This is a genomic window from Bacillus sp. FSL L8-0528, assembly GCF_038593085.1.
Classification (GTDB): domain Bacteria; phylum Bacillota; class Bacilli; order Bacillales; family Bacillaceae; genus Bacillus; species Bacillus paralicheniformis.
This window is the reverse complement of sequence record NZ_CP151961.1, coordinates 3,417,794-3,444,691: the sequence shown is the minus strand read 5'-3', so window position 1 is coordinate 3,444,691 and position 26,898 is coordinate 3,417,794. Positions and strand designations below refer to the sequence as shown.

The window sequence follows — 26,898 nt, the reverse complement described above, 5'->3', positions numbered from 1 at the left end:
TCAGCATGCGTCTTACTAAAAACCAGCTGATCGGACTGATCATCGTACTCTTCGGAATCAGCATATTTTTGCAAAACAGCGGGCTTGGAGACGCGTTATTCTGGCCGCTCGCTTTTCTTTTTGCCGGTTATTTTCTCCATAAATATTCCCGCCGCTGGCTCGGGTCTGTCATGTATATCTTTGCGGGCTTTCTGCTGCTGAAGGACATCTTCAGCATTACATTCAGCCTGTTCGGCTTCTTCTTTGCCGCTTTCTTAATTTATGCGGGATACCGGCTGGTGACAAACCAGCCGGTATTTGACCGCCATAAGCCGAAAGGCAGGGAGAAGGAAAAGACGGATTCCAAGCCGCTTCAGGAGAAGAACAGCCCGGGACAGCGCAGCTTCTTTTTCGGTGATGTAAAATTGATGAAAACACCTTTTGACTTAAATGAATTGAATATCTCCGGGTTTATCGGTGACGTGAAAATCGATTTGTCAAAAGCGATTATTTCAGAGGGAGAAAACACCATCGTCATCACGGGGTTGATCGGAGATGTCGATATTTACATCCCGTCCGACCTTGAAGTGTCCATCAGCTCCTCTGCGTTCATTGGAGACATTGACGTTATCGGCGGCCGAAAAAGCGGCATCGGCAATCAAATCTATACCGAGACAGAGAATTACGAGCAGTCGGCACGACGGGTCAAAATTTCGATTTCGCTGTTTATCGGCGATGTGGATGTGCGGTTCATATGAGAACGAACAGGCTTGCAAACATTCAATGGCGCGCCGTCCGCTTATCCCTTGGTGTCAGCTTTACGATTTTTCTTGCTGTATTGGGCTTTATGCTGTTTTATTACCAGCTGGATCCGAGGGTGCTCATCGTTTCCAGGTGGTTCGGGATTCCGTTTATCGCACTTCTCGCATTGATCAGCACAGCTGTCGGGTTCGGCTCAGGCTATATGTTCGGCAATCAGCTGAAAAAACGGCTTGAAAAGCTGATCGAGTCTATTCTAAAGTACGAAAACGGCAACTTTGCCTACCGGATTCCATCGCTTGGAGACGATGAGATCGGGCTGGCCGCCGACCAGCTCAATGAGATGGCCGAACGGATCGAAAGACAGGTTGCCTCTTTGCAAAAGCTGTCCAATGAGAGAGCGGAATGGCAGGATCAAATGAAAAAATCGGTGATCTCCGAAGAGCGGCAGCGTCTCGCGCGCGAATTGCATGATGCGGTGAGCCAGCAGCTGTTTGCGATTTCCATGATGACTTCAGCTGTTTTGGAGGGAATCGATGCTGCGGCTGATGAAAAGCTCGCTCAAAGGCTGAAAATGGTCGAAAAAATGGCGGCCGATGCCCAGAATGAAATGAGGGCGCTGCTTTTGCATTTACGACCTGTTACCCTTGAAGGGAAAGGTCTACAAGAAGGGCTTGCAGACCTTTTGAAAGAATTTAAAGCGAAACAGTCGATCGACATCGATTGGGAGATTGAGGATGCGGGCAAACTTCCGAAAGGTGTGGAAGACCACCTGTTCAGGATCGTTCAAGAAGCGCTCTCAAACGTGTTCCGGCATTCAAAAGCGACAAAAGTCACCGTCAGACTGCTGCTCAGGAACAAACAGCTCCAGTTGAAAGTCATTGACAATGGCGAAGGATTTAAGATGGATGCCGTCAAAACATCTTCGTACGGGCTGAACTCGATCAAGGAAAGAGCCAGCGAAGTCGGCGGAGTGGCAGAAATCATTTCATTTACGGGAAAAGGAACACAGGTTGATGTAAAGGTTCCGATTTTTGAACAACAAAAAGGAGAGGCTTAAAAGGTGATTCGAGTATTGTTAATTGATGATCATGAAATGGTGAGAATGGGGCTGGCCGCTTTCCTGGAATCCCAGCCTGATATTGAAGTGATTGGGGAGGCATCAGACGGAAAGCGCGGCGTTGAATTGGCGCTTGAAACCAAACCCGACGTGATTTTGATGGATCTTGTGATGGAAGGGATGGACGGAATTGAGGCCACGAAACAAATATGCCGGCAGCTTGCCGATCCGAAAATCATCGTTCTGACGAGCTTCGTTGATGATGACAAGGTCTATCCGGTCATCGAAGCCGGAGCGCTCAGCTATTTGCTGAAAACGTCGAAAGCGAGTGAAATCGCCGATGCGATCAGGGCTGCGAGCGTCGGAGAACCAAAGCTTGAAGCCAAAGTCGCAGGAAAAGTGTTGTCCAAGCTGAGACATTCAGCCGGCGAACAGCCCCTTCATCAATCGCTGACAGCAAGAGAATTGGAAATCCTCAAACTTGTAGCAGAGGGCAAGACAAACAAAGGTATTGCCGAAGAATTATATATCACCATTAAAACAGTTAAAACGCATGTGACGAACATCCTTTCCAAGCTTGAAGTCGACGACCGGACACAAGCCGCAATCTACGCCCACCGAAACAAACTTGTCGACTGATCAAACAAAAAACAGCTTTCTCAAGAAAGCCGTTTTTCAGCCGTTCCAATATTTTCGATCCTCGGCTGCAGGAAGAGTGAATGAATCTGTTTCAACCGTGCGGGCGGTAAGTTGGGCGGCCTCGTTTTCTTCGCGTGCATGTTCGCCCGCTGTACCGTTTTGGCAAATGATGTCGAGCCGCTCGGCCACTATGGCATTGTGTTTCTCCTGCAAGTCGATCAACTTGCCGATGCCTAGCAAAATGAATCCGCCGATGAAGCAAAAAAACGGAGTGGTGAGGTATGTGCCGATCGTGAAGAAAAGCATCGACTGCGAATCCTCCATAAACGGATCATAGGCGACATCACTGATAATGAATCCGGACAGAATGACTGCCGCTGCAATCAAAAAAATGCCTGTCATGTGCAATATCCGCTTCAAGCTCATCACCCTTTCAAACACATTCTATCAGAAAAACGGGGCGCTATCTGCTTTTTGTCGCACCTTTTGTTCCAAAGTCCTGAATCGTCGCTTTAATATGATAGTCGATATAGGCTTCGCTGAAGTGTTTGTCCCAATTGAATCTGTCTTTTTCCCACTCCTTCGGAAAATTGATCCGCGCATTGTCGGAAAAATCGGTGACGTCCGTTTTGATATCGTGCTGCAGGACATGGATCAGCTGCTCAACCCGCTTTTTGATGTCTTTTTGAACCGATTTCTCTATGTTTTTTATATATTGGTCATTAAAAGAATCCTCTCCAAGATACCAGTCCTCTGACAGCCTTCCTTTAATATTGGCATTTACGACGAATTTGTACTTTCCGTTCTGCCTCATCGCCCGCACGCGGTGGGTCATCGAAAACACTTCATACGAGAACAAATGTCCATCATGCCTTGAGTCGATCACTCCGCCGATGGCATTGCCAGTTAATAAATTCAGCGCTTCGATCTGAGACGGCGAAAGGTTTGCATGGTATTTGTTGTTTTTGATCACGGCGCCGCCTTCAAGCTGAAGCTGTCCTTTTTCGATCACAACCTTCGGCATGATATAAGATAAATCAGACTGCATTTTAATCGAAATATCGTTCAATGTGACGGGCTTGAGCAGCTTGATCGTCGAAGCTCTGTTTTCAGAGATGCTGTGGATCACGTCGGACGCAGGGTCACTTGCACCATCAACCTTCAGTATGCTGTCGGCAGCTCCGGGCGTCATATAGACCTCGCTGCTCCTTCTGATGCTGTTGTCCCTAATAAATTGATTGATCAATGCTTCCAGAGAAATATCGGATACAAGCTCCTCTGAGAAAATCAGGACTTGCAGATGCTGCGAGAATACCGGGAAATTTTTCAAAGCGGTGGAACGGATGGTTTGATGGACCGTGTTTCCGGAGGTGGACACCACTTTAGACGGATCCTGAGCGCTGCCGTCTTGTCCGATCTTTTTAGGAACAAGAAACTGATACGTCAATTTCACGTTTTTATCGTCCTCGCCTTTATCGAGGGCAAGGCCGATGGCGATGCTAAGCTTTTCGATCTGCCTGCTGTCCCAGCAGCCTGTTAAAAGGAGAAGCAGAGAAAGGGCTGCTAACATTCCCTTTTTTTTCATGAAGAAGTAAACCTCCTTTTGATAGACACGAGCAAAAAGATCATAAGCGGAAGTGCACAGAAGACAACGATAAAGATATATCCAAGGTAGTCGCTGAAGGCGCTGACCTGGTTGGCGTCCCGCGGGACAAGGGATGCTAGATAGATGACAACGCCGATGAAGAGGACGTTTTTTTTCACAGGCCATCCGAATACGTTTTCAAGTCCTGAAGCGGCAAAGTACGTATAGACGACAAACGTTGTGAAAAACTGGATCGTCCAAATGACGAGCAAAAACGATTCGAACCTTTCGATGAAAATCCCTCTTATCTCAAAAGACTGAAACAACGAGATCGTCGGCCATGTCAACGTCATGACCTCAGTCGCGGTCAGCGCCCCGACAACGACCGCAAAGGTGAGGATATATAAGAAGAGCGGTATCCCAAATCCAATCGCCGATGCCTTAAAAAGCTTTTCTTTGTTTTTGACGTATTTCGGCAGAAACATCATCAGCTCCACCCCTAAAAATGAAATGGAAACGACCGTCAAAGCTCTGCTGACCGGCTCCAAACCAAGGCCGAGAACCGGCCGCAAATGGTTCAGCTGAAACATATTCAGGCTCAGTCCGCAGACGATCAGAAGAATGACAATGGTAACGGACAGGAAGAACGGGAATATCTTTGACATATCGCTGATACCCCCGACAACCAAATAAATTGCACAAACAATAAAAGCGAAAATCGTCACGCTCATCGGCGTGAACTGAAGAAGGAAAAACTTTGCCATTTCAGCCATCGCCCTGGCTTCAAAGCTGGCCACGCCCATGAAGTATAAAACGATTAACAGGTTGAGAATATTCCCGATTATAAAGCCGCAGCCTTCTCTTGTGTAATCAAAAAAAGACAGGACGTTGTGTTTTTTAACGATTTTTGCATTGATGTAGATAATGAGAAAAAAGACAAGCCCCTCAAAGATTAATACGATCCATCCGTCCGGCGACAGCGTTTTTTGCGTCAGCGCCCTGGGCAGCGTCAGCAGGCCTGCGCCAAGCATTGTGCTGGTTATGATCGAAGCGGCTTCATACGTGCTAATCCGATCGTGCTGATTTTTTGGATCCATTTTTACGGTTCACCTCCCGAGCTTTTGTTGGCAGACGAATAATGGCTTCATCCGTATGTTTTAAGCTGAAAAAATGGTTCGGGTTAAAATACGGGATGCCGAAGCTTCTTTGCCTAGCCAAATGGGTGAAGATGGCGAGCATGCACAATATGATCCCGTAAAGCCCGAACACGGCTGCAGCCACCATGGAAATAAAACGAAGCACGCGAAACGACAGACCCATGCCGTACTGCGGCACAGTAAATGAAGCAAGGGCGATAATGCTGACGATGATCACCATCACAGAGCTGACGATATTTGCTTCGACCGCCGCCTGGCCGATGACGACGCCTCCCACGAGGCCGATCGTCTGGCCTAGCGGATTGGGAAGCCGCAGTCCCGCTTCCCGTAAGAGCTCGATCGTCACTTCCATAATCAGCGCTTCAAGGAGCGGCGGAAACGGCACATTTTCGCGCGTGCTCGCAATCGTAACAGCGAGAGCCGTCGGCAGCATGCCTTGATGAAAAGATACAAGCGAAATATAAAACGCCGATAGGAACAGGGTGATGAAAATCGAACTGAACCGAAGAAATCTGATCAAGGTCGTGGCGATCCATCTTTCGTAAAAATCGTCCGGGGACTGCATCACCATTCCGAAAGAAGCCGGCACGATCAGGGCAAATGGCGAGTAATCAACAAAAATTGCGATCCGTCCATTAAACAGCGCTGAAGAAACCTTGTCAGGTCTTTCGGTATTCTGGATCTGCGGAAACGGCGAGTACTTATTATCCTCGATTAATTCTTCAAGAACGCCGGTATCTTGAATATCATCCAGCTGAACTTTTTTCAGGCGCTTTTTAAGATCTTTGATGATCGAATCGTCCGCTTTGCCCTGGATATAGAGAATGGTCGCGTCTTTAAACTTGCTCTTGCCGAGCGGGATTTTTTCCACGGTCAGTTCTTTATCCGGGACACGCTGCCTGACTAGAGCCACATTTGTATCGACATCCTCGATAAAACCGACTTTCGGGCCTCTGACGACGTTTTCCGTATTCACTTCTCCAAGGCTTCTTTTCTTTTTCTCAGCTGTCGGCAGTGCAAATACAGTATTCAAACCGTTGATCAACAGCAGACATTTTCCTTTGAAGATCGCGTTAATCGCGTCCTTTTCTGCTGTAACGGGTTCCGCATTCAGCTTGTTTAAGCGGAGCCGGACATCCTCCAATGAATAGGAGCTGTCATCGGAGACAAGCAATTTCGCAGCCTTCTGGATTTTCTTGTCATCATTCAAATCTTTAAAGTACAAAAAGTAAAAAATGATTCCGTTTTTCAGCATTTTTTTATTTTGAACCAGATCATCGTTATGCTCGAGATGGGGAAGGAGCATTGCGAGATTTTCATGGATGTGTTCCTTGAATTCCGATTGAGTCATGATCGTCACCTGCCCTGGTGTTTCTGGAGTTGTATAGGTTATCTTTTCCTGTTAAAAAAACAATATACTGTGTTACAGTAGTGTTTGGCGAAATTTTCATTGAACAGAGACGGAGTGAGAAAGTTGGCGCAAATCAGGCTTACGGGGAAACCGGAGGAGATTGAACGCATTATTCAATCTTTTTCTAAGCATTATGAGGTTTCATATGTATCGAAAGAATACGGTAAAACAAATCCGAAATATAAATATGCAAAAGATACCCGGGTTTATATTGAGCTAAAATTAAAATAAAGATAAAATTTAAATGGAAGGGTTTTATCGATTTTTATCGAAATATAGAATATTGCAGAATTAGAGAAGGAAGGGATAAGAAAGTGGACTACAGAATTGAAAAAGATACGATGGGTGAAGTCAAGGTTCCCGCCGATAAGTTTTGGGGAGCCCAAACCCAAAGAAGCAAGGAGAACTTTAAAATCGGTTCCGAGAAAATGCCGCAGGAAATTGTGTATGCGTTTGCAATCTTGAAAAGAAGCGCTGCGATTGCCAATGAAAAGCTTGGAAATCTTGAGGCGGAAAAAAAGGAAGCGATTGTTTCCGTATGCGATGATATTTTAGAAGGAAAGTATGACAGCCATTTTCCGCTGGTCGTCTGGCAGACCGGCAGCGGAACACAGAGCAACATGAATATGAATGAAGTCGTGGCAAACAGGGGAACGGCTTATTTGCAGGAAAAAGGATCAAGCCTGAAGATTCACCCGAATGATGATGTCAACCGCAGCCAAAGCTCTAACGACACATTCCCGACAGCGATGCACGTGGCTGCTGTTCTCGCGATTCACGATAAACTGATCCCGGCGATTGACCGCTTGAGAGGCACGCTGCATGAAAAAGCTGAAGCGTTCAAAGACATTGTCAAAATCGGCCGCACTCATTTGCAGGACGCGACACCGCTGACATTGGGACAGGAAATCAGCGGCTGGGTATACATGCTGGACCGTTCTAAAGAGATGATCCTTGAAGCGGCTGACAAAATCCGCGATCTTGCCATCGGCGGAACCGCCGTGGGAACAGGCATTAATGCTCACCCTGAATTCGGAAACACTGTTGCCGGAGAGATCAGCGCCTTGACCGGACAGACATTCAAAAGCTCGTCTAATAAGTTTCATGCGCTGACAAGCCATGATGAACTGACACACGTGCATGGCGCACTTAAAGCGCTTGCAGCAGATCTCATGAAAATCGCCAATGATGTCAGATGGCTTGCAAGCGGACCGCGCTGCGGAATCGGCGAATTGATTATTCCGGAAAATGAGCCGGGAAGCTCGATCATGCCTGGAAAAGTAAACCCTACGCAAAGCGAAGCGCTGACAATGGTCGCATCCCAGATCATGGGGAATGACGCAACGATCGGCTTTGCCGCGAGCCAGGGGAACTTTGAGCTGAACGTCTTTAAACCGGTGATTATTTACAATTTCCTGCAATCCGTTCAGCTTCTTGCCGACGGCATGAATTCATTCCATGACAAGTGTGCCGTGGGAATCGAGCCTAATCGGGAAACAATTGAAAAGAACCTGACCAATTCTCTCATGCTGGTTACGGCTTTAAATCCGCATATCGGATACGAAAATGCGGCGAAAATCGCGAAGCTGGCCCATAAAGAGAGGCTGACGCTGAAAGAAGCGGCGCTCAAGCTGAACCTTTTAACAGAGGAGCAGTTCGACGAAGTTGTAAAACCTGAAGAAATGGTGAAACCGAAAGCATAATCAACAAACCGGCTGCATGCATTGCAGCCGGTTTTGTTTTGCAGATCATCCGTGCGGATGGTGCATGTCTTTTTTAATCAATTCAGCGAGTTTGTCCGTTTCTTTTCGAATCGCGTCATATTCCTTCAAGTTGGATATCATGCCTTTGATGATGGCGTTTTTGCGCTTTTCTTTTCTAAGCTCTTTTTCCAGAATATCGAGGCTTTCGGCAAGGTCGGCAGGAGGAGCGCCGTTGTACCGCTTGTTCGCTTTGACCCGCATTTCATTGAGGAGGGCGTCTTTCAGCGGATCAAATGTGTAAAACGGGCCGAACCACTCGTCTGCTTTTTCGAATGAGATCAGCGGCTGATCATTGCGCTTGATCATCCCCTTTGCCAAATCGTCGAGGCGGTTCAGCATGTGGTCGGCGAGAGACTGCAGGTCGAACGAATGGTGCAGCAAAATCATCAGGTCAAGATAAACATCGCTCATTCCATTGATCATAAAGCACAATTCGGCGCTGTACGGTTCAATGTCTTTGCCGTAAATGTTCTGGATGTTTTCGATGTGCAGCCTGAGCGTGGTTCTCCGCATTTTTTTCGCGAACGCTTCAATTTCTTCATTGATCGGCATTGACCGCTCATTAAACTGCATCGTGATAAACTCTTTGTGCTCCAAAATGTTTTCGAAAAAAACGACGAGCTGCATCCGGTACACATCGCGCGGGTGGTCATGCTCCGTTTTGATTTTCTGAATTCGGGTAAAGATTCTTTCATAGTAGTAGTGAAGGACTGAAAGGAGGAGCGCTTCCTTTGATTTAAAATAAATGTAAAAAGCGCCTTTTGACATTTGGCACTCTTTTGCAATCTCCTGAACTGAAGTAGAGCTGTATCCTTTTTTTGCGAAAAGTTTGATGGCTGTTTCAATAATGACTTTCTCTTTTTGTTTCATGGCTTTCACCTTCCTGAAAGATCGAACCCGAAAGCGGCTTTCGGCGGACCGTGGTGACTGGCGGGTCACTTTTTCTGCTCCGTTATATTTTTAACTGGATTGTAACTTGTTTTTTTGTTTGATATTATTTATATTATAAAGTAAGGTGACCGAGTGGTCAAAATTTGTGGAGAAAGGGTGAAGGTTGATGAAAGAAATCGATGATATGATCAGGCGTCTGCGCAGCAGGGGAATTAAGGTGGACAAAGTCAAATATCCAAAGCATGTCCTGTGCGAAAAGAAATGGATGAAAAAGCCGAAAAACACGATGAAGCCGAGCTACCGGGATTTCAACGGCTATTCGTTTATATGAAAAAAGACTGCAGCGTCTACAGTCTAATTTCGCGGAACGGATATTGAGTAGCACACACCGGTTTGATCATTCCGAATGGTCATGTCAGCATGGTGGAGCGTCAAAATTCGTTTAACGATGCTGAGTCCAATGCCGAATTCGCCTTTCTTCCCTTTATTAAAAGGCTCATACAGGCTGGAAACCATCTCTTCTTCAATGTGTGGTCCGTCATTTTTAATGGTGATCAACGTATGTTTTTTCGTCGACCTGACGCTGATTTCAATGCATGTCTCCGCATAGCGGATCTGGTTTTCAAGAACGTTTTCCAACAGCTTGCTCCATTGTTCTTGATCGCCCGTCAACATTGTTTCCTCTTCAAGATCAATCTTCCAGTTCAATTCTTTTTTGGACCATTTCAAGCGTTCAACAACTTCTTTAATGACCTCTTGTATATCAAAAGTTCCGTACTGTCTTTCTTGTCTCAGCAAATAATCAAGCTTTGTCAAATAAAGAAGATCCTTGATTTTCTTTTCGAGTTTTTCCGCTTCGCCTTCAATGACTTCAATCGTGTTTTCCAAATCTCCTTTAGGATAGATGCCGTCTTTGATCGACTGGGTATACCCGCGGATGACCATGACCGGTGTTTTCAGATCGTGTGAGATGTTTTGCAGGAGCGTGCGTTCTGTCTCATCTTTCTGGATGAGTTTTTGCCGCATGTCCTCAATGGTGTGTCCGAGCTTGCCGATTTCGTCTTCCCTGTCGACAATCACGGGATCATCCCAATCCTGTTTAGAAATTTGTTTGACGTGTTTTTCAAGCGTGACGAGCGGTCTTGATAAATATTTCGCAAGCCAGATTGAAGGAATCCAGCTCAGCAAAATGACGACAATCAAAATAAACAGCAGCTGCTTAAACAGCGTCTGGGACAAATCGTCCCTGTATGAATCAAGCGCATAGGACAACAGCAGAAACGTCTGGTCCTGGGTCTGGATTTTTTTGAGCACAAAGAAAATGTGCTCTCCGTTGACATTCTCCGAATACCTTTTTGATGGCTCGTCCTGTCTTTTGCCGAGCTTCTGCACCTTCTCGATAAATGAATCGGGGAGAATCTGCGGGCTTTGATAGACGGTTCCTTTCTCAGGCAGCAGGACGTGCTGAACATGGCGGTTTGTGCTGCGCGAGCCGCTGCTTCCGCCGAAGCCTCTTTCCGGTGAATCGGAAAATCCGTATTCTGTCAGAACATGCTGCTCATTTTCAATGTTTGTATAAATTTCGTCAGTAAAAAAGTTCTGCAATGTCGTCGAGAATAAAAACGTCAGCAAAATCGAGACCGTTAACAGGATGCCGCAAATGACACTCCAAATTTGAAAGGCGAGCGACCTGTTCTTCATGATTTCAACATCCTGTAGCCGAACCCGTAGATGGTTTCCACTTTCAGTTCGGGCATTTTCTTGCGCAGCCTTCTGACAAGATCATCGACGACGCGGTCGGTTCCGAAGTAATCGTCTCCCCAGACGCTGACGAGGATATCCTCCCTTGAAAAGGCGCGGCCTTTGTTGTTTATAAATAGAAGCAGAAGATCAAATTCCTTTGACGTCAAATTGATCATGCTGCCATTTTCATAGACTTCTCTCAAGTCTTCATAGACTTCATAGCAGGAAACAGGCGTTCCTTTTTTCATGTCTCCCGGTTCTTCTTTATATATCAATTTGAGCAGCTTTTGCACGCGGATGATCAGCTCTCTGGGGAGAAACGGCTTAGATATATAGTCACTGCTGCCCAGCTCAAGCCCCAGCACTCTGTCAATATCGGCATCGCGCGCAGAAATAAAAATGACGGGGACTTCCGGATCATGATTTTTTATTTCTTTTATTAGCGTATACCCGTCGATATCTGGTAACATGATATCGAGAATCCATAAATGAGGTGACTGGCCTATTTTTTGCCTGGCACTTTCACCGTTTAGAAAAGAAGTGACGTGCCAGCCTTCACTCTCTAAGTATTTTGTCAGCAATTCATTTAAATTCTCTTCATCTTCAACTAGATAAATGGAGTATGACAAGGGCGGTTCACATCCTTTCTACGTCATTATACTAGTTTTAACATAAGTCTGGTCAATTTTCATAATTTCACATATTCTTTTCATTTTTATCCCACAATGTTTTCGTAACATACTCATCAGGGAAGAAAGGGAAATGAACACAGAGTGAACGACGGCCGGGTCTCTTTTTTTGTGGATGTTAAAGCTTTTATGCCATTTGCGATAGTTGAAGACAAGAAAAATAAAGGAAGTGTACGCTTATGGATTTTAGACGCGATGACGAACAAAAACATGCAAATGAAGAGCAGCTTCAAGAAGAAGCGCAGACGCCGCAAACGGCAGGTTCTGAGGAGCAGCAGTCAGAACAGCCGGCAAAGGAACCCGAGCTGATTTTAAAGAAGGATACAGACGATCAGTCAGATCTTACGAATAAAGAAACCGCTGCAGCCTTAGAAGATGCCAAGGAAACGAGAGCGGCAAAAGAAAAGCGGCGTAAGGCTTCGTGGTTGAGCCCGATTTTGGGCGGCATCATCGGGGGCGGCTTAGTGCTTGGAATCTCTCCGTATCTTCCGGGCGATCATCCGAGTGAAACAGCCGGAACCGGACAGACAGAGCCAAAGCAGTCACAGAATTTCACCACAAAACCTGTCACAAACGCAGATAACGTGCCTGATATGGTGGAAGATTTAGAGCCTGCGATCGTCGGCGTTTCCAATATCCAAACGAGCTTCGGCTTTTCTGAGGATGACGTGGAGGAAAGCGGTACGGGATCAGGCGTCGTCTTTAAGAAAGACGGCGGCAAGGCCTATATTATTACAAACAACCATGTCGTTGAAGGCGCTTCGAAGGTGACCATCTCCTTATACAACGGTAAGACAGCGGATGCCAAGATTATCGGCAGTGACGCTTTGACTGATCTGGCTGTTTTAGAGATCAGCAGCAAAGGCGTTGATAAGGTTGCTAGTTTCGGAGATTCCGCAAAACTTCGCGCCGGTGAAAAAGTAATCGCGATCGGAAACCCTCTCGGCCTTCAATTTTCAAGAACGGTTACAGAAGGTATCATCAGCGGTGTCAACCGGACAATTGAAGTCTCCACATCTGAAGGGAATTGGGATATGAACGTCCTTCAGACAGATGCGGCGATCAACCCTGGAAACAGCGGCGGACCTCTGATTAACAGCAGCGGGCAGGTCATCGGCATCAACAGCCTGAAGATCAGCCAAAGCGGTGTTGAATCGCTTGGTTTCGCGATTCCGAGTAACGATGTTCAGCCGATCGTTGACGAGCTTTTGGAAAAAGGAAAAGTGGAACGGCCTTTCCTTGGTGTACAAATGATCGATATGCAGCAGGTGCCGGAACAGTATCAGCAAAATACGCTTGGCCTTTTCGGAGACCAGCTCAATAAAGGCGTGTACGTCGATAAAGTATCGCCGAAATCGCCTGCGGCTGATGCGGGCATGAAAGCCGGCGACGTCATCACCAAAATGAACGGCAAAAACGTCGAAACCACTTCAGACCTCAGAAAAATTCTTTATACTGAAGCAAAAGCAGGAGATACCGTCACATTTGAGGTGCTGAGAAACGGAAAGCAAACAACAATGAAAGCAAAACTTGCGAAAAGTAAATCATAAATAAAAGCCATGGCGTCTGCCATGGCTTTTTCATATTACTTGTCCAAAAATGAAGAAAGCATCCAAATTTGCTTATCAATTTCCTCTGTCAGGGCGATATAAAGGTCAGCGGTAGAATGGTCTGATTTGTCTTCCGCCAGTTCTATGGTATGCTGAATTTCATCGCGGATTTGACGGTAATCGCTGACAAGTGCGGAAACCATTTCTTCGGCCGTTTTTTCGTATCCGTCTTCCTCGATTGTGCCGTGGTCAAGGTATTCTTTCATTGTGGCAAGCGGCTGTCCGCCGATGGCCAGCAAGCGTTCCGCGACCACATCTGCTGTTTCTGCGGCATGGTTGTAAAGCTCTTCGAATTTTTCATGAAGGGTAAAGAACTGCGGCCCTTTTACATACCAGTGAAAACGGTGAAGCTTCGTGTAGAGAATGAACCAGTTGGACAAATTCGTATTCATTGAGTTTTCAAGTACAGGATTTTGCTGTTTTAATTGTTGAGAGATCATGTGATATTTCCTCCTCGTGTTTTCATTTGTTAATTATATTATAACAAATATAAAATTAAAATCAATACTAAATTATAATTATTTTAAATAACCTTATTTAAACAAATTTTTTATGACCGCGCGTTCCCAAATCCGCCATGGCAGGGCGTTGTGGAGGAGAATCAGGAGGCGGACGCCCCTGCCGATCGGATAGCGCAGCCTGTTCAGCCGCTTTTTTACCGCGAGGCGGCAGATCAGTTCAGCCACATCATCAGGGTTTCCGTAATGTTGGCGGCTCGCCGCAATGTAGGCGGAGATCCGCTCAAAATATGTACTGTACCGTGATTCGGCTTCAGGTGCAGTGACCTGGGCGGCAAACGATGTCTCCCAAATCGCCGTCTGATACGAACCCGGCTGGACGACGGCCACATCGATCCCGAATGGGCGGAGTTCGAGGCGGAGGCTTTCTGAAAAGCCTTCAACCGCATGCTTTGATGAAGCATATGCCGAAAAAGCGGGGAAAGCGATCCGCCCGCTGATGCTGCTCAGATTGATGATTTTGGCGCCGCTGTGTTTCTTCATATAAGGAAGGATCGCTTTCGTTACCGCCATCAGGCCGAAAACATTTGTCTCATACTGTTTTCTGTAGTCGTCAAGAGAAAGCTCTTCAGCAAATCCGCCGTATGCCGTTCCTGCATTATTGACGAGAACGTCTATCTGTCCGTACCGTTTCAGCTCTTCGGTAAATGATGAAATCGATTGTTCGTTTGTGACATCTAGTTCGGCGACGGCAATCGATGAATCGATCGAAAGCTCCGCTATGCGGTTCCGCAAAGCTTCAGCTTTTTCTGGATGGCGCGCCGTTGCGATGACGAAATGAGTGCCGGCGAGTTTTAAAGCGGTCAATAAACCAAACCCGCTCGTCGCGCCTGTTACGATGGCGATTTTATTATTCAATGAGTTTCCTCCATTCAAAATTTTGGCTTGTTGACAAAAAAAGGCTTGTCAGCGGCAGTTTATCATTGATAAAATTTAAAAAGTGCTAAAAGACCTATTTTTTTATAAAAAAACGCAAGAGAGAAAGAAGGCAGGGTGACACGATGAATGTTAAACGATCCTTCCTGTTCATTATTGTACTATGTCTGACGCTGTTTTTTCATAGCTCGGCTCAAGCAGGAGAAAAAAATAAACCGGAAATTAAAAGCGTTTCCGCCATATTGATCGATGGGAAATCGGGGCAGGTCCTCTATGAAAAAAACAGCCGCAAAAAAATGTACCCGGCCAGCATTACAAAAATTGCCACGGCGATTTATGCAATAGAAAATGGAAATTTAGAAGATCGTGTGAAAGTCAGCAAAAATGCTGCTCAAACGGAAGGATCAAGCGTATATCTGGAAGCGGGGGAGTCGGTTCCGTTAAAACGGCTGCTCCAGGGGCTCTTGATGAATTCGGGAAATGACGCAGGAACGGCGATCGCCGAACATGTCAGCGGAAGCGTGACACAGTTTGCGGATGATTTGAACGCGTTTATTGCTGAGCATGCGGGAGTGCATGACACTCATTTTGTGAATCCTCACGGACTGTTTGACAAAAATCATTATACGACGTCCGCCGACATGGCGAGAATTACCGAGTACGCAATGAAAAACAAAACGTTTCGAGCGCTTTTTTCGGAAAAGCAAACGGCTTGGCACGGACAGACGTGGGACACGACGCTGAAAAACCATCACCGAATGCTGACAGGTGAGATTCCTTACAAAGGAATAACCGGCGGCAAAACAGGATTTGTGGATGAATCAAAGCATACCCTTGTCACGACGGCAACGCGGGGCAGCCTTGATTTAATCGCCGTCGTCATGAAGGCTGATAGCAAGAAAATGATGTACAGCGATACAAAAACGCTTCTGGATGAAGGATTTCACAATTACGAGACACAAGAACTCAAAAAGGGAGAGGCGTTTACCGACCAGAACGGGACGAGCCATGAACTGAAAAACCCTTTATACGTGACGAAAAAGAAAGGCGAAGCCCTGAGTGAAAATGTAGACAGCGACGGAATTCTGAACATTAAAGGGGAGGACGGCAGGCTGCTTCAGGCTTTGCAAATCGCAGAACCTTTCAGCGCAGAAATAGCAAGCGGCACAGATGGTGTTCACGGTCAGCCGCAAAGTAAAGGCGGATTGTTTTTATTTGTGTTCGGCCTAATCGGTTTATTGACGGCCAGCTATGCGGTCAAACGCATGAGGCAGCTGTAATATGATCAGGGAAGATGCGTGCCGGCTCACAAGCCGGCCGTTTTTTATTTGCCCTGAAAAGGCAAATTTATCTTATAATGGAAACAAGCCAATGAAAGGGGACGGGAATAATGACATTTCATCAACTTAAAGATACGTGGGAGCTCGAGGTTTTCTTTAAAGGCGGGAGCGGCTCCGCCGAGTTCCGTCAATATTTAAATGAGACTAAAGCACTGCTTTCAACTTTTAAACGCTCTGCCGAGGCTCTTACCGTTTCAAAAAGCAGCCTTGATGAATTGAAGGAAACACTGGCGCTTTTTGAAACAATTGATGTTAAAATCCGCGAAGCAGACGCTTTTGTCGGATGTCTCCAAGCGCAGGACACCGCGGATTTAAAGGCGAATGCCCTTAATTTTGAGGTCACCCAGCTCGCTGCCGATGCGCAGAAGGCGCTGGTCGTGCTTGACAGCAAATTTGCCGTTGTCCCAAATGAAGAATGGGAAGCGCTTCTACAAGATGAAGGCATTTCAGATATCGCTTATATTTTGAATGAGAGAAGGGAGCGGGTAACGGAAAAGCTTAGTTCCGAACAGGAAACATTGATTCAAGGCTTGTCTGTTGACGGATATCATGCCTGGGGCGATATGTACGACAGCATCGTCGACCAAATTCAAATTCCGTATGAAGAAGATGGCGAGACGAAAATTCTGTCTGTCGGACAAGCGCAGAACCTGACATCTAAACCTGACAGAAAAATCCGCCGCTCCGTATCGGAAAATTTGAACCACGGCTGGGAACAGCACGCTGATTTGCTCAGCAGCACGCTGAATCACCTCGCCGGTTTCAGACTGAACGTCTATGAGGCAAGAGGCTGGGACAATGTATTGAAAGAACCGCTGAACATCAACCGCATGAAGCAGGAAACCCTTGATGTCATGTGGCAGGTCATTATTGATCATAAAAAGCCGTTTGCAGACTATCTTTCACGGAAGGCATCTATGCTCGGGCTGGATAAACTGAGCTGGTATGACGTCGAAGCGCCGCTCGGTTCAGCGGCAAAGGAATATTCGTATCAAGAGGCAGCCGCTTTTATTACCGGGCAGTTTAAAACGTTTGGAAAAAAGCTCTCCTCCTTTGCCGAAAAAGCGCTCAGAGACAGATGGGTTGAAGCTGAGGACAGGGGAGGCAAGCGCCCGGGCGGCTTTTGCGCCAATTTTCCTGACAGCGGGGAATCGAGAATATTTATGACATTTGCAGGAAGCCAGTCAAACGTTTCTACGCTGGCGCATGAGCTTGGCCATGCCTTTCATCAGGAATCCATGCTGGACGTCAGGCCGCTGAACAGGGCGTACGCGATGAACGTGGCGGAAACCGCGTCCACTTTTGCAGAAATGATCGTGGCTGATGCGGCATTAAAACAAGCCGGTTCAGACGAAGAAAAACTCGTCCTTCTGGAAGATAAGGTTCAGCGAAGCGTCGCCTTTTTTATGAACATTCACGCAAGATTCCTATTTGAAACCCGCTTTTACGATGAACGAAAAAACGGCGTCGTATCCGCCGGAAGGCTGAACGAGCTGATGGAAGAAGCTCAGAAAGAAGCGTTTTGCGGAGCGCTTGGCGAGTATCATCCGTACTTTTGGGCATCAAAGCTTCATTTTTATATTACGTCTGTCCCGTTCTACAATTTTCCTTATACGTTCGGCTACTTGTTTTCGCTTGGCATTTACGCGCAAGCGCTGAAAGAGGGAGCGGCATTTGAAGAAAAATATATCGCGCTCTTAAAAGATACAGCCTCCATGTCTGTTGAGGAACTGGCGATGAAGCATCTCGGCGCCGATCTGACGAAGCGGGATTTCTGGGAAGCGGCCATTCAGCCGGCTGTCCGCGATGCAGAAGCATTGTTAGCGATGATATAAAGGCTTCCGCTAAGAGATTGAATGAGTTTCCGCAAAGTGGACATAGCTAAGGATAATGTGCATAGAGGAGATGAACGGTATGAACCTATTTCGGATGGCCGTTATCGCTCTTGTCATGATCCTGATGACCGGCTGCCGTTCAATAGTGGAAGAACATGCTGAAGGCAAGGAGGCCGTTCCCGATAACGCCCCTGTTTCAGATGTGGAAAGCGTGCCTTACGCCGCATTTGCATTGGAAGTGAACTATGGCCGTGGAAAGCACAATACGTTTGAAGCCGTATACGACAAACAGGAGCGGGAAAAAGCATCGATTAAAGACCACCTGAACGGAGCGGACCGCGAAGGGGAAGAAGCTTTAAACGAAATGAAAATGGTTTTAAGCGAACTTTCGATCGCTAAATCCGATTCAAAGCAGGACGTGATCAGCAATGTGCTCGAGGCTTTCAATCTTGATGAGCGATATGACCGGTTTCATCTGCGGGTGAAATGGCCGGATGGTACGTCAAGAATCTATCACGGAAAATAAGCAAAAGAGCATTTCCAACGGCGGAAATGCTCTTTTTTGCTTACGATTTTAAAAAGTATTTTTCGATGTCATCAAGGAACAGATACGCTGCTTTGACACCGCCGGCCGTCGTCCAGATCGCATCATCGACTTCGTGGGCGTTTCCGGTTTTTACAGCGTTCAATTTTTTCCAAAGCGGATCGCTTGTCCAATCGTTTTGCCATGTTTCGGCTTCTGTTTTGCTTTCGGCAGGTTTATATGTGAAATAGAAGAGGACATCCCCATCCATTTCAGGGATCGATTCTTTATTTTCTGTCATAAAAACAAATTTGTCGTCTTGTTTCTTAAACAGTTTTTCCTGTTTTTCCGGATACTTAAATCCGAGCTGATCCAAGATGATTCCCGGGAAAGAATCTTTATAGTAAATCCTTGATTGGCCGGCCATAAATCTGACAACCGACACCCGTTTCTTTTTCTGGTCGACGAGCTTGTCGCTCAATTCGCTGACTTTTTTATCGAAATCTTCTAAAACTTCTTTGCCCTTTTCCTCTTTGTTTACCGCTTTCGCGTAGAGGGAGAAGTTGTCTTTCCATTCGCCGCGCAGCGTTTCAGAGAAGACAGTCGGAGCAATTTTTTCAAGCTTGTCGTAGATTTTTTCATGTCTCATTTTATTCCCGATGATTAAATCAGGCTTCAGCTCGGCAATCGCTTCGATATTCGGTTCGCCTTCGAGTCCGACTTGCTTAACGCCTTTCATATCGGCTTGAATATGCTTATACCAAGGATCGCCTGTCCAGGATTTGACTGCACCCACAGGTTTGATTCCGAGTTCCAAAAGCGCTTCGGTTCCTTCATTTGTCAGGACGACGACTCTTTTTGGGTCTGAAGGCACTTGGTCTTCCGTACCCATTGCGTGTTTAACGGTGATCGTATCTTTATTCTCTCCGCCCTTTGCAGAGTCATCCTTGCCTCCGCCGCAGGCTGCAAGAATTGAAATCGCTAACAAAGCGATAAATCCAACAATTGACCATCTCTTCATGTGTGTCCTCCTTAGGTATGTAAGTCATTCATCCTGATCATAATTTTTGATCAGAATTTTGTCAATTGTTAATTGAAAATGATTTTCAAGATCAATGTTATCTGATACAATGACCAGTAGATGTTTCAGTCAAACTAGGAGAATTTTAATTTATGCTCTTAAGAACGAATAAATATAGAACGATCGCACTACTGTCTTTTATTTTGGTGCTGGTTGCCGCCGTTTGCGCCAGTATCGTATACGGTTATACGAATACGTCATGGTCGGTGGCCTACAAGGCTTTTACCGGCTTCAGCGGCTCTAATGAACATCTGGTCATCAAAAACGTGCGTTTGCCGCGCGCGCTGATTGCTGCAACTGTCGGCGCTTCCCTCGGGGTTGCCGGCGCTTTAATGCAGGCGATGACAAAAAACCCGCTTGCTTCCCCGGGAATTTTCGGTGTGAACGCGGGTGCCGGTTTCTTTGTTGTTGGAGCGCTGTTTTTCTTTCATGTCGGTTCGCTTCAGACGATTGCATGGATCTCGTTTTTCGGTGCAGCGTTTGCCGCGCTTGTCGTCTATTTTGTCGGCTCTCTCGGAAGGGAAGGGCTGACGCCGGTCAAGCTGACGCTTGCAGGGGCGGCGATGTCAGCGCTGTTCTCATCATTGACGCAAGGCATGCTTTCCGTTAATGAAGCAGCCCTTGAGCAGGCGCTGTTTTGGCTTGCGGGCTCTGTCCAGGGGCGCGACCTCAGCCTCTTGGTCTCCGTCCTTCCATATATCGTGCCGGCATTCATCATCAGCTTTTTACTCGGATCGAAAATCAATGTCTTAACGATGGGGGAGGAAGTGGCAAAAAGCCTCGGCCAGAAAACGTGGCTGATTAAAGCGCTGATGGCGGTTTCGATTATCCTGCTTGCCGGGGGATCTGTCGCCGTCGCCGGGCCGATCGGTTTTATCGGTATTGTCATCCCGCATTTTGCAAAATTTATCGTCGGCCACGACCATCGCTGGGTTCTTCCGTACTGCGCCGTGCTGGGAGCCATCCTGCTCGTAACCGCAGACATTGGCGCAAGGTACCTGATTATGCCTGAAGAAGTGCCTGTTGGCGTCATGACAGCCATCATTGGGACACCCATTTTTGTCTATATCGCGAGAAGGGGGTTCCAAAAATGAAAAATTACCGCACGCTGAGAATCGGAAAAGGCGGCATTTCATTGTTGATCGGCAGAAAAGCGCTGTTTTCATTCGTGATCCTATTGGTGTTGACGGCTTGTGCAGTCATCCTCAGCGCCGGCATCGGTGAACGTTTTATTTCTCCGGGCGCCGTCGCGAAAACGTTTTTGGGCATGGGGGATCCGGGCGATGACCTGATCATCATGTCCTTCAGGATGCCGCGGATTTTGGTCGCTCTGTTTGCCGGAATCTGTCTGGCGGCAGCCGGGTCGATCCTCCAGGGTCTGATCCGCAATCCGCTCGCTTCGCCGGATATTATCGGCGTGACCGGCGGGGCTTCAGTCGCCGTTGTCTTGTTTTTAATGCTGTTTTCCAATAAAAATAATGCGCTTACGGTCAGCATCAGCTGGCTCCCGGTCGCCGCATTTATCGGCGCGGCTCTCGCCGGAATGCTCGTTTATTTTCTTTCATATAAAAACGGCTCTTCGACTTTCAGGCTCGTTTTGATCGGAATCGGATTTTCGATGCTTGCCCAGTCGCTGACGACATTGTTTATGATAAAAGGACCGATATACAGAATGTCTCAGGCGAACGTCTGGATTACCGGATCAGTATATGGATCGAACTGGCAGGATGTGAACATTTTAATGCCGGCTGCGCTTGTCCTTTTGCTGATATCCGCAGCCGCCGCCAGAAACGTCAACATTCAGACGCTTGGCGAAGAACTGGCGACAGGAGCGGGCAGCTCGGTTCAGCGGAACCGCTTTTTGCTCCTTCTGCTGAGTACGGCTTTTGCCGGAATTGCCGTTGCCTTTGCCGGAACCGTCGGATTTGTCGGTTTGATGGCCCCTCATATCGCAAGAAGGCTTGTCGGTTCATCATTCGGCGCCCTCTTGCCGGTTGCCGCGCTGATCGGAGGATTGCTTGTGCTGATTGCCGACATCATCGGACGCACGCTTTTTTCTCCCGTTGAAGTGCCTGCCGGTGTGTTTACTGCAGCGATCGGCGCCCCTTACTTTATCTACTTGCTGTATAAAAGCAGAAACCAATAAAAGGAGAGATTTCATTTATGAGTGCCATTTCAACAGAAACGTTAAGCTTAGGTTATGGAGAAACAATCATTATTGATGAGTTAAACTTAACGATCCCAAAAGGTGAAATCACCGTATTTATCGGCAGCAACGGCTGCGGTAAGTCGACTCTCCTTCGGTCTCTCGCACGTTTGATGAAGCCAAAGGGCGGTTCAGTGCTTCTCGAAGGAAGTTCCATCGCCAAACTTCCGACGAAAGAAGTGGCAAAGGAGCTGGCCATTCTGCCTCAAGGCCCTTCGGCTCCGGAAGGCCTGACCGTTCTCCAGCTCGTTAAGCAGGGGCGGTATCCTTATCAAAACTGGCTGAAGCAATGGTCGGCGGAAGATGAAGAGGCCGTGCAAAAGGCTTTGAAAGCGACAAGAATGGAAGAACTGGCCGAGCGCACAGTCGATTCCTTGTCCGGAGGCCAGCGGCAGCGCGCCTGGATCGCGATGACGCTCGCTCAGGAAACGGATATCATTTTACTGGATGAACCGACGACATATTTGGATATGACGCATCAAATTGAAATTCTGGACCTTTTGTTTGAATTAAATGAACACGAAAAGCGCACGATCGTGATGGTGCTGCACGATTTGAACCTCGCCTGCCGCTACGCCCACCACCTCGTCGCGATTAAAGACAAAAAGATATATGCCGAAGGCCGGCCTGAATCCATTATCAACTGCAAGCTTGTGCAGGACGTTTTTGAAATGGACTGCGAAGTGACGAAAGATCCGCTTTTCGGCACCCCGCACTGCATCCCGTACGGAAGAGGAAGATGCATCGTCCAGCAGGTGGTTCAGTCCCATGCTTAATTTAACAAAAGAGGAGCTTGAGTCATTTCTTCGTTTTCGCCTTGGAACGAAGCAGACCGGCTCCTTATTCTCTGTTAAAGGAAACATGCTTCTTGATGAGGATTTTTTAGAACGTTATGTAGAAGATATGAAAGACTGGCTGAACGCTCCGAATCAAAAAGTTGCGGCTTCAATGCTCGTCAAGCGCAGCGGGATGCTTGCTGCGCTGCATTTCTATCTGTTTACGGTTTGCGGAAAACGCTTGCCAGCCGCTCCCGCTTCCGTGTCATGGGAGATAGAAGCCGATGATCAAGGGTGGACGCCGTCGTTTTATTTTCACAAAGGTGCTGAGCTTATCGAAGCGGATCGCACCGAAGAACTGAAAAAATTGACCGAGGATATCTTCAGGCGCCATCTTGGCGCCCTGATCGCAGCCTGTCGGCGGACATTTTCGATTTCAAAGCATATTCTTTGGGAAAATATTGCGGTTTATCTGTATTGGATGTATGACACGCTTCTGGAAGATCCGAAGCTCAAGGCGCGGGCGGCGCAAGATTTTCATTTTCTTCTTTATGAAGCTGAGCCCGGCCTTTTTGAAGAAGGGGCTGACGAAAACCCTCTCAAAAGGTTTTATCACGGACAGCACGCGGAGGATCGGACACGCACGACTTGCTGTCTGTATTATGCAACAGACAAAAACGGCGTCAAATGCAGGACATGCCCGAGAAATAAACGTAAAGAAAGGGTGTCGTGAGTGGAAAAACTAAAGGAGCAGCTGGACGGACTTGTTGAGAAATATACGGAGCTGCTTTTAGGCAAAACGGACGAAGAACTGAAAGAACAGGTGAAGATGTGGATCATCTACAGCCATATCGCCAAAAGCATGCCGTCCCTCGCCAAGCATTGGAACGGAGCTTATCCGGATGCGAAGCAGGAGATAAAAGAAGTCATCCGCCAGATTAAAGAACGAAATGAAGCGCACCGTGCGGCTAATCAAAAAAAATAAGCAGGGAGACTCCTCTGCTTATTTTTTGTTTATTGGTTTTGCTGATATGGCGACTGGTCTTGCAATGTAGAATGGAACTGCTGATAAGACTGCTGGATTTTCTGAGCATCTTCTGCCTCCACCTTGTACCATCCGTTTTGAAACATCACCTGGTACAATCTGCGCTGAACGTTTTGCGCCTCGTTAAACAGCGGCTGAACAGCCTGGTAAAGCGATTCATGGCTTAATTCATTAAGCGCTGTCGAGTATGCTGCCGTCATGTATTTTTCAGTTGTCAGCAGTTCGTTGACAAAATCCCTGTCATTCATCGCGCTCGTTTTCGGGACAGGAGTTTCCTGATTGCCGATTTTCTGTTGGTTTTGCTGATTCATCATTGACCTCCTATTGCATGTATGCTGACGGGTTTTGCGTTTGATTTTGACGAAGCTGCTCCAATATCACATTGTAATGGTGATGGTGCATTTGGCCGACCCTGTCGAGTTCTGTTTTAAGAGACTGATCCTGGCACTGCTCCGCCATAAAATGTGCTTTTTTCATCGCGAGCAAGTTCCAGTTCAGCATATCCGTCAAATACAGATGATCCTTTGTTGAAATGACCGGCGGCGGTGTTGTCATTCCTTGCTGTTGCTGCATGCGTCTGCCTCCTTTTAGCGTTTATTTTTAGATTTCCTAACACATCGGAAATTTATACCGGATGCTTAAAGGGGGCTTAGTGATCTTCAGGAACATCCATATTATGCTTTTTATATTGCTGGTTTTGGCTTGTTCGTTTTCCGCCCGCATTCGCCTTTTTATAATCCGGACCTGCATTGCCTTTTATGCTTGCGGCGCTGACTGCGGCAGAGGATGGATTTTTTCTTTCACGTACCAAGGCCTTCACCTCCTCTCTATTGGTTTGTCCCAAAAGCGGGGAAACATGTAACCGCGGCAAAATAATACCCGCTGAAAAAATTTCAGAAATTTTGCACCAAGTTATTGAACTCGCTTCCAAAATCTTTTAAGATGAAAGAAGACAGGAGAGTTTATTTTTTTGGAGCAAAAATGAATGAGTATTCATTCAAAGCGGAGGAGGATCTTTTCATGGTCAAGCATATTCGTAAAGCCGCCGTTATCGGTTCCGGTGTAATGGGTTCCGGAATCGCGGCTCACTTAGCCAATATCGGGATTCCTGTGTTACTGCTCGATATGGTGCCGCGTGAATTAACAGATGAGGAAAGAAAAAAAGGCCGCACCCTTGAAGACCCGGATGTGCGCAACCGGCTGGCACAGTCAGCCGTACAAAAGCTGCTAAAGCAAAAACCGGCTCCGCTGACTTCGAAGAAGAATATCAGCCGTATCACCACAGGGAACATGGAAGACGATTTTGAAAAAATTAAAGATGCCGACTGGATTATTGAAGTTGTTGTCGAAAAACTGGAGATCAAGAAGCAAGTGTTTTCAAAGGTCGATCAATACAGAAAACACGGAAGCATCGTCAGCAGCAATACATCAGGCATCTCCGTCAGGCAGATGGCGGAGGGAAGGTCCGCTGATTTCAAAAAGCACTTTTTAGGAACGCACTTTTTTAACCCGGCCCGCTATTTAAAGCTGCTTGAGGTGATTCCGATTGACGAAACGGATCCCGAAGTGCTGGCTTTTATGAAGAAATTCGGCGAAGACGTCCTTGGCAAAGGGGTTGTTGAAGCGAAAGACACACCAAACTTTATCGCCAACCGCATCGGAACCTATGGCTTGCTTGTGACGGTTCAGGAAATGCTGAAAGGCGGCTACACGATAGGCGAAGTCGATTCGATTACAGGTCCGCTGATCGGGCGCCCGAAAAGCGCAACTTTCAGAACGCTCGATGTCGTCGGGCTTGATACATTTTCGCACGTTGCCAAAAATGTTTATAACCAAGTCACTGATGAAGAAAAAAACGTTTTCCGGCTGCCTGAATTTATTGAACAAATGCTCGAAAAAGGCTGGATCGGAAGCAAAGCGAAACAAGGTTTTTACAAAAAAGAAGGAAAAGACATCCTTGAGCTCGATCCGATGACGATGACCTACAGCAAACGCCAAACATTAAAAACATCGGGACTTGAAGCGGCCAAGCAAATGAAAGGCACAGGAGCGAGATTGAAAGCGCTTATTTATTCAGATGACAGAGCGGGAAGCCTTCTTTGGAACATGACAGCTCCGACGCTTGTCTATTCGGCTGAGCTGACAGGGGAAATCGCTGACAGCATAACGGCGATTGATCAGGCGATGAAATGGGGGTTCGGCTGGTCGGAAGGGCCGTTTGAAATGTGGGACAGCATCGGTGTGAAAAACGCGGTGCAAAAGCTTGAAGCTGAGGGCTGGAAAGTCGCGGACTGGGTGAAGGAAATGCTCGCAAAAGGACATGAGACCTTCTACATTAAGGAAAACGGAAAGACGTTCTATTACTGTTTTGAAAGCGGCGAATACAGGGCGCTTCAAGAAAACAAGAAAACGATCCATTTGTCATCACTCAAAGAAACAAAAGGCGTCATCAAGAAAAACAGCGGGGCAAGTTTGATCGATTTAGGCGATGATGTTGCACTGCTCGAATTTCATTCGAAAAGCAATGCAATCGGCTTCGATATCATCCAAATGCTGAAATTCGCTCTTGAGGAAGTAGACGCCAATTATAAAGGACTTGTGATCGGCAACCAGGGCAAAAATTTCTGTGTCGGAGCCAATCTTGCGATGATGCTGATGGAAGCTCAAGACGACAACTATATGGAAATTGACATGATCATCCGTCAGTTCCAGGAGACGATGATGAAAGTGAAATACAGTACCAGGCCGGTCGTCGCCGCTCCGTTCGGAATGACGCTTGGTGGTGGGACTGAGCTTTGTCTGCCTGCAGCCCGTGTTCAAGCTTCAAGCGAGTCATACATGGGCCTCGTTGAAACAGGCGTCGGTCTGATTCCGGGCGGCGGAGGCAATAAAGAGCTTTATTTAAACTACTTGAAGGGGCTGCCTGAAGGCGTTAAACCGGACATCCAGGAGGCCGCCATCAAGACGTTTGAGACAATTGCCCTTGCAAAAACGTCGACTTCGGCTCAAGAAGCGAAAGAGCTGAACATCTTAACCGCAGAGGATCAAATCAGCATCAACCAGGATCACTTGTTATACGATGCTAAAAAACTCGTCCTGACGCTTTCCGAAAGCGGCTACCGTCCGCCGGTGAAAGAGAAAGTTCCGGTGACGGGCGAAACCGGCTATGCGGCGCTCCTGCTCGGTGCTGAATCGTTAAAACTTTCCGGCGCCATCTCTGAACACGACATGAAGATTGCGAAAAAACTGGCGTTTGTCATCGCGGGCGGCCGAGTTCCATTCGGCGCCGAAGTAACGGAAGAATACTTGCTCAATTTGGAAAGAGAAGCGTTTCTGAGCCTTGTGAGCGAACCGAAATCGCAGGCGAGAATGCAGCATATGCTTGTGAAAGGCAAACCTTTGCGTAATTAGG

At 47.1% G+C, this 26,898-nt stretch carries 29 protein-coding genes; 16 read left to right on the top strand and 13 right to left on the bottom strand.

The annotated features are described in order from the left end of the window. The first annotated feature begins 5 nt into the window (after nucleotides 1–5). The 3 genes from liaF to MHI30_RS17645 are packed head-to-tail and all read left to right on the top strand — an operon-like array spanning nucleotide 6 to nucleotide 2,437. Complete coding sequence (gene liaF / locus MHI30_RS17655) at nucleotides 6–737, top strand: cell wall-active antibiotics response protein LiaF (RefSeq protein ID WP_048350404.1); 732 nt, start codon at nucleotides 6–8, stop codon at nucleotides 735–737. After that, nucleotides 734–1,798: a two-component system sensor histidine kinase LiaS gene (liaS, locus tag MHI30_RS17650; RefSeq protein ID WP_003185128.1), complete on the top strand. Its 1,065-nt coding sequence runs from the start codon at nucleotides 734–736 to the stop codon at nucleotides 1,796–1,798. The genes liaF and liaS overlap by 4 nt, the downstream gene beginning before the upstream one ends. Before the next feature lie 3 nt (nucleotides 1,799–1,801). Next, nucleotides 1,802–2,437: a response regulator transcription factor gene (locus MHI30_RS17645; RefSeq protein ID WP_003185124.1), complete on the top strand. Its 636-nt coding sequence runs from the start codon at nucleotides 1,802–1,804 to the stop codon at nucleotides 2,435–2,437. A 36-nt stretch (nucleotides 2,438–2,473) separates the two neighbouring features. Here the strand turns inward: MHI30_RS17645 and MHI30_RS17640 are convergent, their stop codons facing one another. Genes MHI30_RS17640 through MHI30_RS17625 form a run of 4 tightly spaced genes read right to left on the bottom strand, consistent with a single transcriptional unit; the run spans nucleotide 2,474 to nucleotide 6,530 of the window. Next, the gene (locus MHI30_RS17640; RefSeq protein ID WP_223254851.1) at nucleotides 2,474–2,863 is read right to left on the bottom strand and encodes a hypothetical protein; all 390 of its coding nucleotides are present in this window, start codon (nucleotides 2,861–2,863) and stop codon (nucleotides 2,474–2,476) included. Between the two features lie 37 nt (nucleotides 2,864–2,900). Continuing rightward, entirely contained in the window at nucleotides 2,901–4,022 is a 1,122-nt protein-coding gene (locus MHI30_RS17635) for a Ger(x)C family spore germination protein (protein WP_075751353.1), read from the bottom strand. After that, on the bottom strand, nucleotides 4,019–5,119 hold the full coding sequence (locus tag MHI30_RS17630; RefSeq protein ID WP_003185118.1) for an endospore germination permease: 1,101 nt from the start codon (nucleotides 5,117–5,119) through the stop codon (nucleotides 4,019–4,021). The genes MHI30_RS17635 and MHI30_RS17630 overlap by 4 nt, the downstream gene beginning before the upstream one ends. Next, nucleotides 5,088–6,530 (bottom strand): spore germination protein, encoded by a 1,443-nt coding sequence (locus MHI30_RS17625; RefSeq protein ID WP_075751352.1) that lies wholly within the window; start codon nucleotides 6,528–6,530, stop codon nucleotides 5,088–5,090. Before MHI30_RS17625 ends, MHI30_RS17630 begins: the two co-directional genes overlap by 32 nt. 123 nt (nucleotides 6,531–6,653) lie before the next feature. On the opposite strand from MHI30_RS17625, the gene MHI30_RS17620 reads away from it, so the two are divergent. Both MHI30_RS17620 and fumC read left to right on the top strand, forming a co-directional pair. Then, nucleotides 6,654–6,821 carry a YvzF family protein gene (locus MHI30_RS17620; RefSeq protein ID WP_003185114.1) on the top strand — a complete coding sequence of 56 codons (168 nt, stop codon included), beginning with the start codon at nucleotides 6,654–6,656 and terminating at the stop codon, nucleotides 6,819–6,821. Between the two features lie 83 nt (nucleotides 6,822–6,904). Then, nucleotides 6,905–8,293 (top strand): class II fumarate hydratase, encoded by a 1,389-nt coding sequence (gene fumC, locus MHI30_RS17615; RefSeq protein WP_075751351.1) that lies wholly within the window; start codon nucleotides 6,905–6,907, stop codon nucleotides 8,291–8,293. Between the two features lie 45 nt (nucleotides 8,294–8,338). On the opposite strand, the gene MHI30_RS17610 is transcribed toward fumC, so the two are convergent. After that, entirely contained in the window at nucleotides 8,339–9,223 is an 885-nt protein-coding gene (locus tag MHI30_RS17610) for a TetR/AcrR family transcriptional regulator (RefSeq protein WP_075751350.1), read from the bottom strand. Nucleotides 9,224–9,410: 187 nt separating this feature from the next. On the opposite strand from MHI30_RS17610, the gene spxO reads away from it, so the two are divergent. After that, a complete protein-coding gene (spxO, locus tag MHI30_RS17605) occupies nucleotides 9,411–9,575 on the top strand; it encodes an anti-adapter protein SpxO (RefSeq protein WP_023856228.1) in 165 nt (54 codons plus the stop codon). A 23-nt stretch (nucleotides 9,576–9,598) separates the two neighbouring features. Here spxO and MHI30_RS17600 read toward each other — a convergent pair whose 3' ends face one another. Then, complete coding sequence (locus MHI30_RS17600) at nucleotides 9,599–10,945, bottom strand: HAMP domain-containing sensor histidine kinase (RefSeq protein WP_075751349.1); 1,347 nt, start codon at nucleotides 10,943–10,945, stop codon at nucleotides 9,599–9,601. Then, nucleotides 10,942–11,616, bottom strand: a complete 675-nt coding sequence (locus MHI30_RS17595; RefSeq protein ID WP_075751348.1) for a response regulator transcription factor — start codon at nucleotides 11,614–11,616, stop codon at nucleotides 10,942–10,944. Before MHI30_RS17595 ends, MHI30_RS17600 begins: the two co-directional genes overlap by 4 nt. Nucleotides 11,617–11,855: 239 nt before the next feature. Between MHI30_RS17595 and MHI30_RS17590 the strand changes: the two genes are divergently transcribed. After that, entirely contained in the window at nucleotides 11,856–13,226 is a 1,371-nt protein-coding gene (locus MHI30_RS17590; RefSeq protein ID WP_075751347.1) for a S1C family serine protease, read from the top strand. Between the two features lie 35 nt (nucleotides 13,227–13,261). Here MHI30_RS17590 and MHI30_RS17585 read toward each other — a convergent pair whose 3' ends face one another. Continuing rightward, on the bottom strand, nucleotides 13,262–13,726 hold the full coding sequence (locus MHI30_RS17585; protein ID WP_075751346.1) for a DNA starvation/stationary phase protection protein: 465 nt from the start codon (nucleotides 13,724–13,726) through the stop codon (nucleotides 13,262–13,264). Between the two features lie 93 nt (nucleotides 13,727–13,819). Beyond that, complete coding sequence (locus MHI30_RS17580) at nucleotides 13,820–14,662, bottom strand: oxidoreductase (RefSeq protein WP_075751345.1); 843 nt, start codon at nucleotides 14,660–14,662, stop codon at nucleotides 13,820–13,822. 143 nt (nucleotides 14,663–14,805) lie between these two features. Here MHI30_RS17580 and MHI30_RS17575 point away from each other — a divergent pair, with 143 nt between their 5' ends. From MHI30_RS17575 to MHI30_RS17565, 3 genes are all read left to right on the top strand, one after another. Continuing rightward, on the top strand, nucleotides 14,806–15,960 hold the full coding sequence (locus MHI30_RS17575; protein WP_075751344.1) for a D-alanyl-D-alanine carboxypeptidase family protein: 1,155 nt from the start codon (nucleotides 14,806–14,808) through the stop codon (nucleotides 15,958–15,960). Nucleotides 15,961–16,070: 110 nt separating this feature from the next. Beyond that, entirely contained in the window at nucleotides 16,071–17,855 is a 1,785-nt protein-coding gene (locus MHI30_RS17570) for a M3 family oligoendopeptidase (RefSeq protein WP_075751343.1), read from the top strand. 79 nt (nucleotides 17,856–17,934) lie between these two features. Then, the gene (locus MHI30_RS17565) at nucleotides 17,935–18,381 is read left to right on the top strand and encodes a YusW family protein (protein ID WP_075751342.1); all 447 of its coding nucleotides are present in this window, start codon (nucleotides 17,935–17,937) and stop codon (nucleotides 18,379–18,381) included. A 40-nt stretch (nucleotides 18,382–18,421) separates the two neighbouring features. Here MHI30_RS17565 and MHI30_RS17560 read toward each other — a convergent pair whose 3' ends face one another. Next, entirely contained in the window at nucleotides 18,422–19,399 is a 978-nt protein-coding gene (locus tag MHI30_RS17560; RefSeq protein ID WP_075751341.1) for an iron-siderophore ABC transporter substrate-binding protein, read from the bottom strand. A 152-nt stretch (nucleotides 19,400–19,551) separates the two neighbouring features. Here MHI30_RS17560 and MHI30_RS17555 point away from each other — a divergent pair, with 152 nt between their 5' ends. The 5 genes from MHI30_RS17555 to MHI30_RS17535 are packed head-to-tail and all read left to right on the top strand — an operon-like array spanning nucleotide 19,552 to nucleotide 23,426. Beyond that, entirely contained in the window at nucleotides 19,552–20,553 is a 1,002-nt protein-coding gene (locus tag MHI30_RS17555; RefSeq protein WP_075751340.1) for an iron ABC transporter permease, read from the top strand. Then, nucleotides 20,550–21,605 (top strand): iron ABC transporter permease, encoded by a 1,056-nt coding sequence (locus tag MHI30_RS17550; RefSeq protein WP_020452889.1) that lies wholly within the window; start codon nucleotides 20,550–20,552, stop codon nucleotides 21,603–21,605. Before MHI30_RS17555 ends, MHI30_RS17550 begins: the two co-directional genes overlap by 4 nt. A gap of 17 nt (nucleotides 21,606–21,622) precedes the next feature. Continuing rightward, nucleotides 21,623–22,441 carry an ABC transporter ATP-binding protein gene (locus MHI30_RS17545; RefSeq protein ID WP_020452888.1) on the top strand — a complete coding sequence of 273 codons (819 nt, stop codon included), beginning with the start codon at nucleotides 21,623–21,625 and terminating at the stop codon, nucleotides 22,439–22,441. Then, nucleotides 22,434–23,174, top strand: coding sequence for an IucA/IucC family C-terminal-domain containing protein (locus MHI30_RS17540; protein ID WP_075751339.1), 741 nt, complete (start codon nucleotides 22,434–22,436; stop codon nucleotides 23,172–23,174). The genes MHI30_RS17545 and MHI30_RS17540 overlap by 8 nt, the downstream gene beginning before the upstream one ends. Next, a complete protein-coding gene (locus MHI30_RS17535; protein ID WP_075751338.1) occupies nucleotides 23,175–23,426 on the top strand; it encodes a YusU family protein in 252 nt (83 codons plus the stop codon). Nucleotides 23,427–23,455: 29 nt separating this feature from the next. Here the strand turns inward: MHI30_RS17535 and MHI30_RS17530 are convergent, their stop codons facing one another. The 3 genes from MHI30_RS17530 to MHI30_RS17520 all read right to left on the bottom strand — a co-directional run bounded on the left by MHI30_RS17530 (nucleotide 23,456) and on the right by MHI30_RS17520 (nucleotide 24,297). Then, nucleotides 23,456–23,797 (bottom strand): spore coat protein, encoded by a 342-nt coding sequence (locus MHI30_RS17530; RefSeq protein WP_009329552.1) that lies wholly within the window; start codon nucleotides 23,795–23,797, stop codon nucleotides 23,456–23,458. A 10-nt stretch (nucleotides 23,798–23,807) separates the two neighbouring features. Next, nucleotides 23,808–24,059 (bottom strand): hypothetical protein, encoded by a 252-nt coding sequence (locus tag MHI30_RS17525; protein ID WP_075751337.1) that lies wholly within the window; start codon nucleotides 24,057–24,059, stop codon nucleotides 23,808–23,810. A gap of 76 nt (nucleotides 24,060–24,135) precedes the next feature. Then, complete coding sequence (locus MHI30_RS17520) at nucleotides 24,136–24,297, bottom strand: YuzL family protein (protein WP_075213790.1); 162 nt, start codon at nucleotides 24,295–24,297, stop codon at nucleotides 24,136–24,138. Nucleotides 24,298–24,506: 209 nt separating this feature from the next. Here MHI30_RS17520 and MHI30_RS17515 point away from each other — a divergent pair, with 209 nt between their 5' ends. Next, a complete protein-coding gene (locus MHI30_RS17515; protein ID WP_075751336.1) occupies nucleotides 24,507–26,897 on the top strand; it encodes a 3-hydroxyacyl-CoA dehydrogenase/enoyl-CoA hydratase family protein in 2,391 nt (796 codons plus the stop codon). The last annotated feature ends 1 nt before the right edge of the window (nucleotide 26,898 follow it).